Genomic DNA, 15,244 nt, shown 5'->3' on the forward strand with positions numbered 1-15,244 from the left:
GCCACCACCGGCCAGGCCGATGACGTGGGGCGGGCTGGCTGTCTGGACAGATTCATTACTCGACGCGCTGGATACCTGCAACGCCGATAAGGCGGGGATCCGTGAGCTGGAACTACGGCGTATCGCCAGGGGGATAAAGTGAAAAAAGCTGAACTACTGCGTGCCGCGCTGACCGCCGGTAACACCTGGTGCAAAGCCAACCCGGAACAAATCACGGTCTGGGTGGAGAAGGGCCATATCCAGATCGAGGCGACCGGCGAAGCGTCGTTCATGTACCACTACACCATTCAGGTGCTGGCGATGGATTTTCCCGGCCAAATTGATGATCTCATGCTGCCGCTGCTGGCGTGGGCATGGCAGCAGCAGCCCGATCTGCTGCTGAATCCCGACAATAACCGCAAGGTGGAATTTGATGCCGATATTGTCAACGACGACGTCGCCGACATTCTGTTTAAGGTGCCGGTCTGGGAGCGCGTCATGGTGACCGACGACAACGGCACACTGAAGGCAGAGCATCTGGCCGAGTCGCGCCCGCGCTTCAACGGTGGCGAGTGGGAGATGGTCTTTAATCCTGAGTCCGGAGGTGCACTGGCATGAGCAACGATCCGTCGTTTCATCAGCTTGATGAGGTGTTTGCGGCCATTCTGGAAGGAGTGTCCGTACAAGGCCGCCTGCGCATGGCCAGGGGAATGGCTACGATGTTGCGCCAGAGCCAGAGCAGGCGCATCGGCAAGCAGGAAGATCCGGACGGCACGAAATATGAAGGCCGCCGCCGCAAGGTGCTGCGTGCGCGTGCAGGCATCAAATTCATGTGGCAGGGGCAGGAAAGAAGCCTGCGCAACTGGCGTACAACCCGCAGCAGGCGGGGGCGCATGGTGAGCGGTTTTGACGTCGAGCGCGGGGCGCAGCGGTCATTCTATCGCGAGGATATTGAGCGTTATCTCGATATCAACCTGAGTGAAACGCGCCGCAATACCACTACGGCCGAGCCGATGTTCCGGCGCCTGAGAACCGCGCGCTTCCTGAAGTCACGCGCCACGGCCGATGGCGTTGAAGTGGGCTATTCCGGCGTTGCTGCGCGTATCGCGAGAGCGCATCAGGAAGGGCTACGTGATCGGATTAATGACAGCGGTGCAATGGCGGACTACCCGCGCCGCGAGCTACTAGGCCTGAGCAAAGCCGACCGCACGGCTATTTTCCGCCACGTGATCAACTCACTGGAGGGGCGCTGATGGAGATTGCCGGGCTGCTTCGCCTGCTTGAGAACGTCGCCTGCACCGGCACGGTGACGGAGATCGACGAGGGAAAATGGCGCGTCCGCGTGCAAAGCGGCGAGCTGGAAACCACCTGGCTGCGCTGGAACGCACAGCGCGCCGGTGCGTTTAAAGTCTGGGTGCCACCATCCATCGGCGAGCAGGTCTGGTTCCTGTGTCTGGGCGGCAATACCGATATCGCCTTTATTGGCGGCAGTCTTTACAGCGACGACAACCCGGCCCCTGGCGCATCACGCAACGAGATGGTGGTGACTGCTCCCGATGGCGCCAGGTTCCGTTATGACGCGGCGGCCGGCGCATTGCAGGTGACGGGCATCAAAACCGCAGCGATCGAGGCATCGGTAAAAATCACGCTCGATACGCCGGAGGTGGAATGCACCAACCTGCTGACCACAAAGAGCCTGAATGTCAGAGAAGGCGGCGAGATGCACGGCGATATCACTCACACCGGCGGGGCGTTTACGTCTAACGGTGTGCAGGTGGACAACCACAATCACGGAAAAGTCGAACGCGGCGGAGACTGGACAGAGGGCACCCGATGAGCGAGAGATATCGCGGTATGAATGCGACCGGCACCGGGACGCTGACCGATGAGGATCATGTGTGGCAGTCCGTGGGCGACATTCTGCTGACGCCGGTAAACACCCGCGTCATGCGCCGCAATTACGGCTCACTGTGCCCTGATCTTATCGACAGCCCGCAAAACGACGTCACCCGCCTGCAACTGATGAGCGCGGCAGTCATCGCGTTGGCGGCGTGGGAGCCGCGGATCGTGCTGGACACCATCAATGTGACGTATTCCGCCAGTGGCGCCGTGACGGCGGAGCTGTCGGGGATGCTGACGGAAAGCATGGAAAAGAGCACCAGATCAGTGACGTTAAGGAGTGCCAGCAATGCCGACAATTGACCTTTCGCAGCTGCCACAGCCGACCATTATCGAAGAGCTGGATTTTGAAGAGATCCTGATCGAGGTGAAGGCGGTGATGGTGGCCGCCTATCCGGTCGACCAGCAGACCGCAGTGATTGCCGCACTGGCGCTGGAATCCGAGCCGCTGAATATCATTGCTCAGGCGATAGCCTATCGCGAGATGCTACTGCGCCAGCGGATTAACGAGGGAGCCGCCGCCAGCATGCTGAGTCATGCGACCGGCGACGATCTGGATAATATCGCGGCCAATCTGGATACAGAGCGCCTGGTGATTACCGAAGCGACGGATACCACAGACGCCGTGATGGAAAGTGATGAGGCATTACGCCTGCGCGCGCAGGCTGCGTTTGAGGGGATGAGCGTTGCCGGGCCGTCTGCGGCCTATGAGTATTTCGCCCGCAGCGCTAGCGGTAAAGTCGCTGACGCCAAAGCATCCAGCCCGGCCCCGGCGGAGGTGGTGGTTGCCGTGCTGTCTACCGAAGGTGACGGGACCGCATCGTCGGATCTGCTGGCTGCCGTGGCGGAGGCGGTAAACGATGAAGATGTTCGCCCGATAGGGGATCGGGTCACAGTGCGCAGCGCCGAGATCGTGGATTACGAAATCGACGCCACGCTTTACCTGTACCCAGGGCCGGAGTCAGAGCCGATTATCAACGCTGCTGACGCCTCGTTGCAGAGGCTCCTGAAGCAGAATGATAAGAAGATTAGCCGCGACGTTGCGCGTTCCGCGATCTCAGCAGCGCTGCACGTTCAGGGCGTGCAGCGCGTAGAGGTTAACTCACCGCCGGAGGATATCAAGATTAGTGATATTCAGGCGGCCCGAAATATCGGCTACCACATCGAAAACGGCGGCACGGATGAGTAACACGCTGCTCCCCCCGTCTTCCAGCGCGTGGATACGCAGCGCTGAGGCCGCCACGGCGAAGTTATCCGGTATAACGGTTGCTATCCGCACACTCTGGACGCCGACCGCCTGCCCGGTTGATTTACTGCCGTATCTGGCCTGGGCGCTGTCGGTAGATCGATGGGACAGGGACTGGCCGGCAGCACGAAAAGTTGCGGCTATCCAGCAATCCTACTGGCTGCATCGCCGAAAAGGCACTCGCGCCGCCGTGCGACGAGTGATTGAAGATATGGGGTTTTCTGCCACGTTCGCGGAGTGGTTTGACGTCGGCGACGAGCCCGGAACGTTCAGGCTTGAAGTGGACGTGAATGACGTCGGACTGACGCCAAAAACACTGGACGAATTAAACCGCCTGGTTGCTGACGCAAAACCGGTCAGCAGACATTTATCCCGAATGACTATATCGACCAGCTCACAAGGGGATATCTGGACAGGACTGGCCTTGTTTGACGGGGATGTTATCAGCGTTTACCCGCCGGGTTATCAGCCTGATGGCAGCATTCATTACGACGCGCAGCAGTATTTCTTTGGTAGCGTGACTTTTTCAGGAAAGTGATATGAATATTTCAGAAGCAATTAGCTGGGTTGATTTTATCTATCAAATCGCCCGGGAGGATAAGGTTGAAGGGGGAACCGGTGGCGTTGCCAATCTTCAGGCAAAGCAGCTGGCAGACCGTACGCAGTTTCTGAAAATGCTTATCGAGAGCATGTCAGATTACCGCGAGTATACGTTTATTAAAACAGAGGCAGACCCGGACGGAACGATCGCCGGCCTCACCGGTACGCCTGCCGGGAAAATGTTTCGCGTGGCTCAGAGCGGCGCGGAAATACTCAGTTTTCGTTACTACCTCAATAATTCTGGTGTAGCTGAAGAGGTCACCGGGTTGCTGGGGAGGGGTTCCATCACGAATAACATTCGCACGTTTGATTCACTCTCTCTTGCTGAAGAGGATTTGTCTGTCGGAAATATTTTACCCGGTGCGCGCGTTTATATTCGCAGCGCCGACAATTCAGCCATTGTTGATGAATATATTAATAACGACGGCACGCTTGAAAAAACCGGGGAATACATTCCGTCAAAAGACGGTGTCGTTAAACCTACTGATGAATACCGCGATGGCGTGACTTATATCTGGGGCAAAGTCATGGAAAGCGGGGAAATCCTCCCAGGTACCCTTCAGGGGCTGGACGGACTTCCTGCTGATGAAAACGTTGCAGCATACGCAGCCAAAGGCGTGGCAGTCTATCAGCTTAATCCCGCCGACGTTCCTGCTGGTCACGCGATTGTCAAAGACGGGGTAGTTTTGCTGGAAGCCGACCAGTCAGGGCGGATTAATTACCTCCCACCGCTCAATCGTCGCGCCCGGCAATCGGTGAATCAACGGCCTGAAATGGTCCTCACACCGTTACCCGCCGCCGTGCGCGCGGCAGTCGAACCGCTCGCCCTGCGTGCCTGTAAATATATGCTGGTTACCTGGGTGCCGACGTGGGTACCGATGGCGGGAGGAACCGGGCTACCGGCCACAGGCTCGACGATGGACAGCATAGAGCAATATCCGCTGATGCTGGCCGCAGTAGTTCACTGGATAAGCTGGTGTGATGCCGGTTACGCCACCTGGGATGAAACGTTTATTGGCGTCAGTTATGACACTGCCGTTTCCTGGATTGTGCAGGGGCTGGATTTGGTGGTCAGTGCGCACCTGGCGAACGGTGGTTGGTGGGGAGGCCCGCCGCCGCCGTGGAGCGAAGCCTCTGAAGATGTGGCGGTAACTTTTGGCTCACAGGCGGCAGAGCTGGCACGTAATGTGGCCAGCCACTGCGACCTGATGAGCGCCCACCTGACGACAGCCCAGAAAGCAAAAGTCACCGCAATGGTGGTGCATGAAGCCAATCGCTTTGTGAAATACACCCCTAAATACCGCTGGACGCGCCCGGATATCCGGGGGCAGGTGACGGATAACTACCCGACAGGCGATTCCAAATCAGAGGAAATCGCCTGGAATCTGGCTATCCTCGCCCGCGCGCTGATTTTAGCCCCGGATAATGCTAATGCCGAGCGGTGGGCCGAACGGCTGATCACCATGCAAATTGCGGCGCTGGGTGACAGAAACGACCTGACCGAGACGATGACGATTAACGGGCTGGCACCGTGCGACGTCATGAACGGGACAAACGTCAACCCGACCCGCCTCGTTGAAAACCACGGGGTTGCTGACGGGCAGGACGTCTCGCGTTGGTACACGATGGCATCGTTGTCAGGCAGTGAGTGGATGCTTCGCACGTTCATTCTGGCTGGCAAGCCGGTACCCTCGGCAGCCCTCTGGCATATGGCCGATACCCTGCGCGCGCTGGCCTACAATCCTGATGGTTCGGTCTGGAGTATGGACTGGAGGGAGCCTGTCGGCGAACTGTCCTATGCCCCGGCGATTGCCTACATGTTTGCCGACCCGCGGCAGGACTATATCGACACGCTGCTGCACCGCCTGGAGATTTTTGCCGGGCAGCAGGACGACACCACCGGGGCACTGCCTGCCGGCGCGTTTAACTGGCCGGTCTACGGCTCTTCCCAGCCTGGCGAATTCCTGAGTTACATCCGGATGTCTGACCGCATGTCAGTCCCGCTAACCTGCCCGCGTGCCACCAATGCACATTACACCAGCCTTGCCGCTATTTACCGGAGCGTTTAATCATGACCCTTGAGATTGTACCGGGCACTCTGACCAGCCCTGACCCGTCCATTAAAAATTATGCCCCATATGCTCCCGCCATAGGTGTTACCGGCTATACCGACCGCTGGCGCCCGGCGCTGGATTTTGCCGCCCGCGCTGTTGGTGATGCAGTCACCACATATCCCAGCCCCCTGATGCCAGATAACATCCTTGCCGGGGATACAACCAATCATCCGGTGATTGTCGAACAGTCCGGTATTCGTATGGTCGACTGCGCCACACCCGGTGCGCTGGCGGCACTGACGGACATTAACCGGAAATTCGGTGACGTCAGTCTGCTGGCTGTGTGGTATGAGGTTCACGGCTCCGCATCCCACTCAATTCTGACCATCGGAGGATTACGGTTCAGTCGTGCAAGCGCCAGCTGGGGTCTGTCCAAAATGTCCGGCGCTGCGGGCGCCACACTGAGCATCTCCAACGATCCGGCGGCTGGCGGCGTGGCGATTTCAGCGCGTCGCTATGCAGCTATTCTGACCATCCCCGCCGATGGCGCAGTTGCAGTAACATTACGACTTATCGGCGCAGGCACGGCGGCAGTAACGACATCAGGTGTGGTGACGCGCGGCGGGTCAATGGATGAGCAGCGACGCCTGCGTTTCGGTAAAGATTCGGGCAGCTCAGCGAATACCGGCCCGCAATTTGCTGAAATGGTTACCTGGGATCGCCTGCTGACGACGGAAGAAATCGCCATCGCTGCTGGCTATGCCGCGAGCGCATACAGTCTTTAGCCAGGAAAATATATGAGCAGAACATACAGCGCCATACTGACAGCGGCGGGGGTGGAAAAACTGGCGGCAGCGGCACTGTCCGGCGAATCTGTCGGGTTCGCTGTGATGGCTGTTGGTGACGGCGGCGGAACATTACCCACTCCCTCATGGGAGCAGAGCGGGCTGATTAATGAAATTTACCGCTCACGGCTAAACCGGGTGGTGATTGCAGACCAGGCGAATAACGTCATCCGCGCGGAACTGCTGATACCTCCGCAAGTGGGTGGGTTCTGGCTGCGGGAGGCGGCACTATACGACGATGAGGGCGCCTGTCTTGCGGTGGCAAACATGCCGGAATCGTACAAGCCTCTACTGGCTGAAGGGGCGGGCCGCTTCCAGGCGGTCAATCTGTGGATAGCCGTCAGCAATACTGCCAGCGTGGAACTGAAGGCCGACCCGTCCGTTATTATGGCAACGGTGGAAGAGGTTGCCCGAGCCAAAAGCGAAGCGAAAGATTACACCGATGAGGTGGCCGGCTCGATAAATACCGACACTCAACAGGCTATCGCAGACGCCATCACAGCGGCAAAGCGTGATTTCTGGGAGGAAGACAACCCAATCGGCACAGTGAAGTTTTACGCGCAGAACGTCAATCCGAACGATCGCTATCCGTGGTCGGAGTGGGTTTATACCGGCGAAAGCAAAACAATCCGCGTCGGCAAAGCGGATGGTTCAGACGTCGGCGCGACCGGCGGCAGCGATACCGTCACGCTACAGCAGGCCAACCTGCCCGCCGTACAGATTGACGTAAGCGGCAAAACCAGTGAGCAACCTCAGCAGGAGCTGACCACGAAACCCGGTGGCAGGCACAAGCACGGCGGCGTACCGAGCCGGGACAATCCGTGGGAGATTGGCGGCGATATCAGCCAGCGCTTTAACCCGGCGAACCTGGGCGACACGGATGAGGTCGAAGATCATGAGCATGATATTGATATCCCACCGCATGAACATGACGTCAACGGTAAAACCGACAACCTCGGCGAAGGCAAATCGTTTAGCGTGGTCGAGGCCCACACCCTGCTGATGTGCTGGGCGAGGGTCGCGTGAGTATCGAGTACCGTCAAAACTAACGGTGCTGCAGGTTGTCAGAAGTGGCGGTGCGGTACCACCATAGTCAGAAACGGCGATATCTGCCAGCAGTGAAAGCCCCTCAGATGAGGGGCTTTTTTTGTGGGTTAAAACAGACTGTTAAGGGAGTTTGAAACCGAGTTAACGGCTTTGGTTGCGCTGGTTTTGAGATCATCCAGTACATCACTGACCGACGACGTCTGTAGCTTCTCCCGGAAATCCGCATCCGCCCGACTCAGACTGATAGTGAACTCAATCTTTTTGGGGTTGCCGTAGCGGTCAAACTCCGTCTTTCCCCGCTCCAGACGCGTCATAACGTACATCCCGTAAATCTGCCCGTCACCTTCAATCAGTGGCCAGGGGCGACCGGCAAAGCCGATCGTCTCCAGCGCCGATAGAGACCACCGGCCGCCGGTGATTTCCGGGTAGAGCACACCGTCAAGGGTGATCGTATCGTCACCCGGTCCGATATACTGCCAGGCCGCTGACTGATTAACCCGGTCATTCTTAACGTGACGCCACTCCTGCGAGTGCCGCAGCTGCTGATACGGGACAGTGCGCAGCGTAAAAACAAACATCCCGAATACCATCATCATAAAACCTCCTTACTCCCGATCGCGGAATGAACCACGGTTAGTTTTGCGGGTGCTGGCCATCAGATCGCGCACCGCGTTGTGAACCATTTTTTCAAGCTCCTGATCCGAGCGTTTGCCGACGTCGTTAAAGACCAGTTGGAAGAACGGCGCCGCACCCGAAGAGGCAGCGACCGGCGCAGACGCTGCCCCTTGCGTCGCCGTCGGTACCGACAGAACGCCGCCGGCCGCCGCCGCAGACACGCGCGGCACAGGTTGCGGAATAATCCGCGCCTCCTGATAGGCACCGCGTAGCGCCAGTGCGCGCGGCAGGTTTTTAAAGACAATGTCGCCGGGGTCGACTTTCTTCGTGTTGTTAGCCGTTGCTTTGGTATTCGTATCGATGTTTTTCAGGTGGCCCTGAACGCCGGTAATGACCGGCGGCTTACCGCCACTAACTGGTTTGGATACCGTCGCCTGACCCAGGGGTAGTTGATGCCCGGCCAGCGCTGTCGCAGAGGCTTCAAGTTCCCGCTGTGCCTTGTCAGCCTGCTGCCTGGCCTTGTCTATCCCTTCTGGAATAAGATCCAGCTTTTCAAGCAGCCAGCCCACGCCATTCATTAACTGCTGTAGCGGCCACAGCAGGAAACTGAGCGCAGAACTCATCACCCGCCCGAAAGTCTCCCCGGCGGTAGCGCATTTATCCAGCGTATCCTTGCTGGCCTGCATCGGAGACAGCAAGTCTTTGAACCATCCCCACACTGCTTTAATGGCATCACCCAAGGAGGAGAATACTGGCGCCATCGCTGAGAATGCATTCCTGAGCGGGGTTAATCCCTCCCATATCCCGCGAAGGAAACCACCAAAGAATGCTTTAATGGGCTCCCAGAATTTCCAGATAATCAGCCCAGCCGCGATAAATGCCAGCGCAATCAGACCGGGGATGCCCAGCAATGTAGCAAGAATGACGCGCGTCCCGGAAAGAACCAGATTGAGCCTGGCAATACTGGAAGTCGCAGTGATCGAGGACAGGCCGATGTTTTGAATGGCTAGTCTTAGCTTTGCAAAGGGGCCGACGTAGAAACTGACGGCGAGACTCGCTACGCCTATCGCTCCAGTCAGGGCCACAAGCGCGGCAGTGACAAGCACCAGAGTCTGTGTAAGCTCCGGGTTTTCACTCACCCACGCCCGCAGGTTGTTGACGAAGGCCGTCAGTGTCTGCGTGATTGTCCGAAGGCTGGTATCCATCCCCGTCAGCACTTCCGTGCGCAGCCCGTCGAATGCCCCGCCCAGCTTACTGATATCACCGGGCAGGTTATCGCGCAGGGTGTCGCCCAGCCTGTCGGCGCTTCCCCTGGTATCACCGAGGCGATTAGAAACGTTCGCCAGCGCCGAAAGAAACGCCGGGATCTGATCGATAGACAGGTCTTCAATCGGGGTACCAAAAAGCGAAATCGCGGCATTAGCCCGCGTCGCCGGATCCTGAATGGACAGCAGCCCTTTTGCGGTCTTCTCCATCGCCTTACGCGCACTTTCGCCGCCGGTGGCTATTGCCGATGACATGGCTGCCGCGTCAAGACCGATTGCCTTGTAGGCGCTGACGCTGTTTTTTGACATGTCAGAGCCGCGAATGCTGAATTCCTTGATGGCATCCCCGGTCTTATCCAGCGCGAACTTACCCTGCTGCGCCATATTGACCAGCAGCGACATGGTTTCCGCGCCGGTGAAACCCATATTGCGGAAGTGGGTAGAATACTCATGAAGGATTTCCGGCATCTCGCCGCGCATCTGCGTGGAAACGCGCTGCATGCCAGACGTGATAAGGTCGAATGCCTCATCACTGCTGCGGGCGAGCCCGTTTTTCATCATGATCGCTGCCATCTGGATATGTTCCGTCATATCCCCGCCGAGGGCGGCTTGCAGATCCAGCGCCTTGCGGGAAATGCGCGTGAGTTCCTCGTCACCCACCGCACCGAGCGCGCCCAGCGTGCTGCGAACACCCGCCACAGCCTCGGATATACGGGCTAAATCGCGACTGACGCCAGCGGCGTTAATGTTCTGAATGATGCGAGAGTAGCGACCGCCGGATGCTGCGCTCTCGCCATTCTGAGCGGCAATAACGGAGGCGTGCTCCTGAGTCTGAATTTGTGGTGCCATCAGCCGCGAGCCCAGATAGAACCCCCCGGCACTGGCCGCCGTCATCGCCAGCCCGGCGCCGCGCATCCTGCCGGCGATCTCTTTCGCGCGGTCATACTGCATGCGCGCTTGCGTGGCAGCAGCGAGCTGGCGGCGTTCGCGCTCAAGGGTCTGGTTATATTGCTCGGTTCGGCGAATGGCGCTGGCAATGGTCTGACTGCCACCCGCAAGGGAGACGCCGTGACGACGGAGCGCCTCGGAGGCTCCCCGGAGACTCTCTGTCTCTTTATCACGTCGGACTTTGAGGCGATCCAGCTTCGCCGCGAGATCGGTCATCTGCTGGCGTTGCTTGTCCGTCAGCGTAGCACCTGACCGCTGCGCCTGCTTCAGTCCTTCCAGCGTGCGGGTAGTGTCGTCGATAGTGCGGGAAGTTTTTTTAACACTGTCGCGTAGACGGTTGAAGGCGGCAGATTGCCGCTCAACCTCTTTGATTGAGCCCTGCGTTTGCTTGAGGGAGTCCGAAAGGCCGCCAATCGCTTTGCTGGCGGCACTGACCGGGCGGGTGAGCTTATCAATAGCACTGAACGCAACGCGAATACTAAGATCCATCGTCGTCATCCTCCTGTTCATGGTTGCCGCTTCTGATGGCCGCCTTCTCGCGCCAGGCCATCAGCTCGCGCAGCTCCATGCCGTACATCTCGGAGGGCGGCCAGTGAAAAATAACTGCAATGTCGGCGATCAGATCGTCGACGTCAGAAAATACCGCCTCTCTTATTCGTTCCCCGTCTCCGCCCCGTTCGGTACGGACGGCGCCGGTTTCGTCAAAAAAGGCGTGATCTCTTCACAGAGCGCAGTGAAGTCACCGGTTGCCAACGCGGCAATCTCGGCGCTGGTCAGCTGCGGACTGGTGGTGCGCGTCAGCAGGGTGGAGACCGCATCAAAATCGAAGTTCAGCACGTCAACCAGACGCAGACCACGCAACGATCCAGCCTGTTTGATGGTGTCGGTGATAGTGATGGTGATAATTTCCTGATCGCCGCGCTTAACCGGCTTACTGAGAATAACGGACATAGCATTTTCTCCGGGCGGCCATCAGGCCGCCTTAAAGGTGAGTAACAAGGGTTATCAGCTGCCGAGGCCCAGCGCCGACATAATGCGATCCGGGTAGAGATTCTCCCCGTTGCGCTTGTAGATAAAGTTCAGCAGGTCGATTTCCAGCAGCGGCTTATCGTCCACTGACAGCTTGTAGTAGGTGTTTTTGATGGCGTAGGTGTGGTTGGTATCATCACCCTGTTTCGCATCACCCGGATCGATTTCGGTGATACGCCCGCGCATCTCAACTTCCAGTAACGAGCTGGTGCCGCCGCTGTAAAACTCGCCGACAAAGCGCAGGCGCATTTCGTCGATATCACCGCCGTATTTCAGGATCAGCTCTTCAACCACGCCACCGACAATCATTGATGCGTCCAGCGCGCCGGAATCCAGCCCCAGATCAACCGCTACCGAACCGAGCATACCGCCGCCCTGGTAATCTTCGGTCTTGCGGGTCACTTTCGGCAGCGTCACGCTGGGGACTTTGCCGATATGGTTCACGCCGTCCACAAAGACGGTGAACAGCCGGAGTTTTTTAGGAATAGCCACTATTCACCTCCCAGCGATGCAAAAGCGGATTCGTAATACTGATCGGTGAACGTCTGGATCATTGTCAGATCTTCCAGCGGTGGCACCGGGCTGTAGTTGTAGCGCACGATGGCTTTACCCTGACGAATGCCCGTTACCGGGTTATCAACGACGTCATACCAGGTCGCCGCGCCAATCAGCTTGCCCGCCGTGACCAGCGCCTGAAGTTTGGCGTTAATCCCGCTCACCACGTCTTTCACGTTCGCGGGGGTCAGTGGGGTATCCACGGTGGTGAACTGCGCTTCTGCGATACTGTCCGCCAGGATCTGCGCGGTTCGCGTGAACACCTCGAAAATAAATTCGCCGGTATCCGTCGTGCGGTTGCCCCAGAAGCGGAATCCGTCGCGCTTAATCAGCGTGGTGATCTCGTTGGCATTCAGCTCGTTGGCGTCAGAGTCTTCCGCCTGAAGCGCCCAGAACACGTCCTTCGCAATCCCCAGCACGTTTTTGACCGGCACATTAGACAGTGATTTATGCCAGCCCTGCTCGTTGTCGATAAGCGCCCGCAGACCCAGCGCATAAGCCACGGCCGGGAATTCTTCATTCACACCGGTCAGCGGGTTATAGGCGATGAAGTTCGGCCAGATCAGCATTCCCTCGCGCTCCGCAAACGTCTCGCGGTAGGTTTTTGCCTCCGCAATGGTGTCGCAGCCGTCGCAGTAGCTGTATGAGAACGCCCGCAGCTGCTTCGCGATAACACGCAGCTGCGCGGTCACTTCGGAGGTGTCGTACTCCGGAATACCGAGAATGCGCGGGCGATAGCCGGTTTTCTGCTCCGCCGTCAGAAAGGCAAACATCCCGGTATAACTGCCGTCAGCCTGCGTGCCGCCGATAATCAGCTGCGACTGTGTTGGATTGCCTTCACCGGCCTCAGCCTCGGCAACGCGCACCACTATCACGCGGGTGCTGACCTGGTCGGAAATGGCCTTCAGCGATTTGTAGAGCGAACCGGTTTTGCCTGCTTTGCCGAGCACGCTGATAACACGCGTCACAAGCACCGGAGTGTTAAGTGGAAAGGTGGCAGGGTCGGCGTCCTCGGCTACCGCGACCAGACCAATGACCGTTGAATCAATGTCATTGATCGCGGTCTGGAGGTCGGTATTTTCCTTGACGCGCGCCCCGTGAAAAAAGTTGTCGGTCATACTCTACCGCCATCATGTTGAGTGAGTTCGCGGTCATCATCGCCGGGATGGCGGGCCGCTGTCGTGCCATCAGGGTTGTGACCGGTCTGTCACAACAAAAAGCCATCGCCAGTATCGCGCGCGCATGAAACCATCAACGGCGGGGGAATGCATATGGCACTGACGACAGACACTATCGACAAAGCAAAAGCGCTACTTGACGAAGGGGTACAGCGATTCCAGGACTATCAGTCCGAGCTTTCGCGCGTGCCGGCGTTCAGTATCCTGATGGGCGGCAAAGCACTGACGCAGCTGGATCCGCGCATTATTTCGCTGGAGCTGACCGACAACCGCGGATTTGAGGCCGACGAGCTGACCATTGCTATCGACGACAGCGACGGATTGATTGAACTGCCGCCGCGTGGTGCTGAGCTGTCGGTATCGCTGGGGTGGCAGGGTGAGCCGCTGGTTTACAAAGGGGTTTACACCGTTGACGAGGTCGCCCATTCGGGGCCGCCGGACAGACTGGAGATCACCGCCCGCAGCGCGGATTTTCGGGATGAGTTCAACGTCAAGCGCGAGGTGTCATGGCATGACGTGACGGTTGAGCGCATCGTGTCAGCCATCGCCAGGCGTTACAAACTGACGCCGGTGATTTCCGAGCAGCTGATGAGCGCCGAGATTGATCACGCCGACCAGACCCAGGAAAGTGATATGTCATTTCTGACGAGGATGGCCGACCTGCTGGGGGCTATTGCCACCATCAAAAACGGTAGCCTTCTGTTTATCCTGCCGGGTGGCGGCGTCAGCGCGAACGGCAAAGCCCTGCCGCAGTTTGCGATCACCCGCTCCAGTGGCGACCGGCATTCCTTCCGCATCGCCGACCGTGACGCCTACACCGGCGTGCAGGCGTACTGGCTGGATCTGGAGTTCGGCAAAAAGAAGAAAGTCACGGTCAAGGAACGCAAGAAAAAGACTGAGAACAAGCCGCGCAGCAGCGCAAGGGAAGGGGATTATATCGCCGGTGAAGACGGCAACGTATTTGTGTTGCGTACCACGTTCAACAACGAAACGGCCGCCCAGCGGGCCGCTGCGGCAAAGTGGCAACAGCTCAAACGCGGCGCCGCCGAATTTAATATGACGCTGGCTTACGGCCGCGCAGATCTGTACCCGGAGATGCACGGCACGGTATCGGGATTCAAGACGGATATGAATAATCAGGACTGGATAATTGCGAAGGCCACGCACACGATCGACGACGGCGGATTTAAAACGCAGCTGGAGCTTGAAGCGAAAATACCTGAATGGATTGCAGAAACGGAGAGTTAACGGCCATAATATGAGCGAGTTCAACTCCCGCCCGGGAGGCCATCATGTTCAAGTGTCCTATTTGCGGTGCCGTTGCCAAAACGCGCACCAGTCGCCCATTGAGTAATACCACCGTACGGCATTATCACCAGTGCCAAAACTTTGAATGCAGCATTACTTTTACCACGCTAAACAGCGTTGAAAAACTGGTCACAAAGCGCGGCCATCGCGAAAAGTTACCGCCTGGATTTATCCCTTCAGATGCGTTTCCGTCATCCCACTATGGCGATCCGCAATTAAGTCTCGCCGTATAAAACAAGCCCCGCATTTCGCGGGGCTATTTTCTTGTCAATTCAGAGTAATCCGATAAAATCAAAATGTTTTGTAACAAATGGCAATTATTAAATAATTAAGGGGATGCATTATGGCTTTGGTCAGTTGTCCGGAATGCAGGAAGGAAGTAAGTGATTCCGCTTTGAGGTGCCCATCTTGTGGCAAGCAGCTAAAAAAACCACGCCGCTCAATTTTTGGGAAGTTAATTAAATGGGTATTCATCCTGTTTAATATCTTCATGATCTACGCTGTTTTTAAGGGGTTAGGTGGCAGCGGCGAGGTGATCAGTCAAGCCTCATCGGACGCGGAAAGAGCTGGGGCCGCTTTGGGAGCGGGGTTGGGAATGATGGCTATGGGGACCATTTGGGTTATTGGTGATGTAATAATCGGAACCCTTGTATTTCTCACAAGACCAAAGGGATAA

19 protein-coding genes are annotated in these 15,244 nt (G+C 57.6%); 13 read left to right on the plus strand and 6 right to left on the minus strand.

Annotated features, from left to right (window positions below; translation table 11 throughout):
* The first annotated feature begins 19 nt into the window (after positions 1 to 19).
* The 10 genes from NWP14_RS25695 to NWP14_RS25740 are packed head-to-tail and all read left to right on the plus strand — an operon-like array spanning position 20 to position 7,649.
* Positions 20 to 142 carry a hypothetical protein gene (locus NWP14_RS25695; protein ID WP_254910982.1) on the plus strand — a complete coding sequence of 41 codons (123 nt, stop codon included), beginning with the start codon at positions 20 to 22 and terminating at the stop codon, positions 140 to 142.
* A complete protein-coding gene (locus NWP14_RS25700) occupies positions 139 to 597 on the plus strand; it encodes a phage tail protein (protein ID WP_375216196.1) in 459 nt (152 codons plus the stop codon). The genes NWP14_RS25695 and NWP14_RS25700 overlap by 4 nt, the downstream gene beginning before the upstream one ends.
* On the plus strand, positions 594 to 1,232 hold the full coding sequence (locus NWP14_RS25705; RefSeq protein WP_180405232.1) for a phage virion morphogenesis protein: 639 nt from the start codon (positions 594 to 596) through the stop codon (positions 1,230 to 1,232). The genes NWP14_RS25700 and NWP14_RS25705 overlap by 4 nt, the downstream gene beginning before the upstream one ends.
* On the plus strand, positions 1,232 to 1,816 hold the full coding sequence (locus NWP14_RS25710) for a phage baseplate assembly protein V (protein ID WP_375216197.1): 585 nt from the start codon (positions 1,232 to 1,234) through the stop codon (positions 1,814 to 1,816). The genes NWP14_RS25705 and NWP14_RS25710 overlap by 1 nt, the downstream gene beginning before the upstream one ends.
* Positions 1,813 to 2,181, plus strand: a complete 369-nt coding sequence (locus NWP14_RS25715; protein ID WP_375216198.1) for a GPW/gp25 family protein — start codon at positions 1,813 to 1,815, stop codon at positions 2,179 to 2,181. Before NWP14_RS25710 ends, NWP14_RS25715 begins: the two co-directional genes overlap by 4 nt.
* Positions 2,168 to 3,067 carry a baseplate J/gp47 family protein gene (locus tag NWP14_RS25720; protein ID WP_375216199.1) on the plus strand — a complete coding sequence of 300 codons (900 nt, stop codon included), beginning with the start codon at positions 2,168 to 2,170 and terminating at the stop codon, positions 3,065 to 3,067. The genes NWP14_RS25715 and NWP14_RS25720 overlap by 14 nt, the downstream gene beginning before the upstream one ends.
* Complete coding sequence (locus NWP14_RS25725; RefSeq protein WP_375216200.1) at positions 3,060 to 3,662, plus strand: phage tail protein I; 603 nt, start codon at positions 3,060 to 3,062, stop codon at positions 3,660 to 3,662. The genes NWP14_RS25720 and NWP14_RS25725 overlap by 8 nt, the downstream gene beginning before the upstream one ends.
* A 1-nt stretch (position 3,663) precedes the next feature.
* Positions 3,664 to 5,793 carry a hypothetical protein gene (locus NWP14_RS25730; protein WP_375216201.1) on the plus strand — a complete coding sequence of 710 codons (2,130 nt, stop codon included), beginning with the start codon at positions 3,664 to 3,666 and terminating at the stop codon, positions 5,791 to 5,793.
* A gap of 2 nt (positions 5,794 to 5,795) precedes the next feature.
* Positions 5,796 to 6,563: a hypothetical protein gene (locus NWP14_RS25735; protein WP_375216202.1), complete on the plus strand. Its 768-nt coding sequence runs from the start codon at positions 5,796 to 5,798 to the stop codon at positions 6,561 to 6,563.
* 12 nt (positions 6,564 to 6,575) lie between these two features.
* Entirely contained in the window at positions 6,576 to 7,649 is a 1,074-nt protein-coding gene (locus tag NWP14_RS25740; protein ID WP_375216203.1) for a phage tail protein, read from the plus strand.
* 128 nt (positions 7,650 to 7,777) lie between these two features.
* Here the strand turns inward: NWP14_RS25740 and NWP14_RS25745 are convergent, their stop codons facing one another.
* The 6 genes from NWP14_RS25745 to NWP14_RS25770 are packed head-to-tail and all read right to left on the minus strand — an operon-like array spanning position 7,778 to position 13,200.
* A complete protein-coding gene (locus NWP14_RS25745; protein ID WP_117035245.1) occupies positions 7,778 to 8,266 on the minus strand; it encodes a phage tail protein in 489 nt (162 codons plus the stop codon).
* A 9-nt stretch (positions 8,267 to 8,275) separates the two neighbouring features.
* On the minus strand, positions 8,276 to 10,987 hold the full coding sequence (locus NWP14_RS25750; RefSeq protein WP_375216204.1) for a phage tail tape measure protein: 2,712 nt from the start codon (positions 10,985 to 10,987) through the stop codon (positions 8,276 to 8,278).
* Positions 10,977 to 11,153: a GpE family phage tail protein gene (locus NWP14_RS25755; RefSeq protein WP_071836356.1), complete on the minus strand. Its 177-nt coding sequence runs from the start codon at positions 11,151 to 11,153 to the stop codon at positions 10,977 to 10,979. The genes NWP14_RS25750 and NWP14_RS25755 overlap by 11 nt, the downstream gene beginning before the upstream one ends.
* A complete protein-coding gene (locus tag NWP14_RS25760) occupies positions 11,150 to 11,449 on the minus strand; it encodes a phage tail assembly protein (protein ID WP_375216205.1) in 300 nt (99 codons plus the stop codon). Before NWP14_RS25760 ends, NWP14_RS25755 begins: the two co-directional genes overlap by 4 nt.
* 54 nt (positions 11,450 to 11,503) lie before the next feature.
* Positions 11,504 to 12,019, minus strand: coding sequence for a phage major tail tube protein (locus tag NWP14_RS25765; protein ID WP_023328126.1), 516 nt, complete (start codon positions 12,017 to 12,019; stop codon positions 11,504 to 11,506).
* Positions 12,019 to 13,200: a phage tail sheath subtilisin-like domain-containing protein gene (locus tag NWP14_RS25770; protein WP_268961837.1), complete on the minus strand. Its 1,182-nt coding sequence runs from the start codon at positions 13,198 to 13,200 to the stop codon at positions 12,019 to 12,021. Before NWP14_RS25770 ends, NWP14_RS25765 begins: the two co-directional genes overlap by 1 nt.
* Positions 13,201 to 13,353: 153 nt before the next feature.
* Between NWP14_RS25770 and NWP14_RS25775 the strand changes: the two genes are divergently transcribed.
* The 3 genes from NWP14_RS25775 (at position 13,354) to NWP14_RS25785 (ending at position 15,244) form a co-directional block, all read left to right on the plus strand.
* Positions 13,354 to 14,508 (plus strand): phage late control D family protein, encoded by a 1,155-nt coding sequence (locus tag NWP14_RS25775; protein ID WP_268961836.1) that lies wholly within the window; start codon positions 13,354 to 13,356, stop codon positions 14,506 to 14,508.
* Positions 14,509 to 14,552: 44 nt separating this feature from the next.
* Positions 14,553 to 14,801: an ogr/Delta-like zinc finger family protein gene (locus NWP14_RS25780; RefSeq protein WP_071995702.1), complete on the plus strand. Its 249-nt coding sequence runs from the start codon at positions 14,553 to 14,555 to the stop codon at positions 14,799 to 14,801.
* 110 nt (positions 14,802 to 14,911) lie between these two features.
* The gene (locus tag NWP14_RS25785; RefSeq protein WP_048757645.1) at positions 14,912 to 15,244 is read left to right on the plus strand and encodes a zinc ribbon domain-containing protein; all 333 of its coding nucleotides are present in this window, start codon (positions 14,912 to 14,914) and stop codon (positions 15,242 to 15,244) included.

The sequence above is a fragment of the Klebsiella sp. C349492 genome (genome assembly GCF_042055345.1).
Lineage (GTDB): Bacteria > Pseudomonadota > Gammaproteobacteria > Enterobacterales > Enterobacteriaceae > Klebsiella > Klebsiella scottii.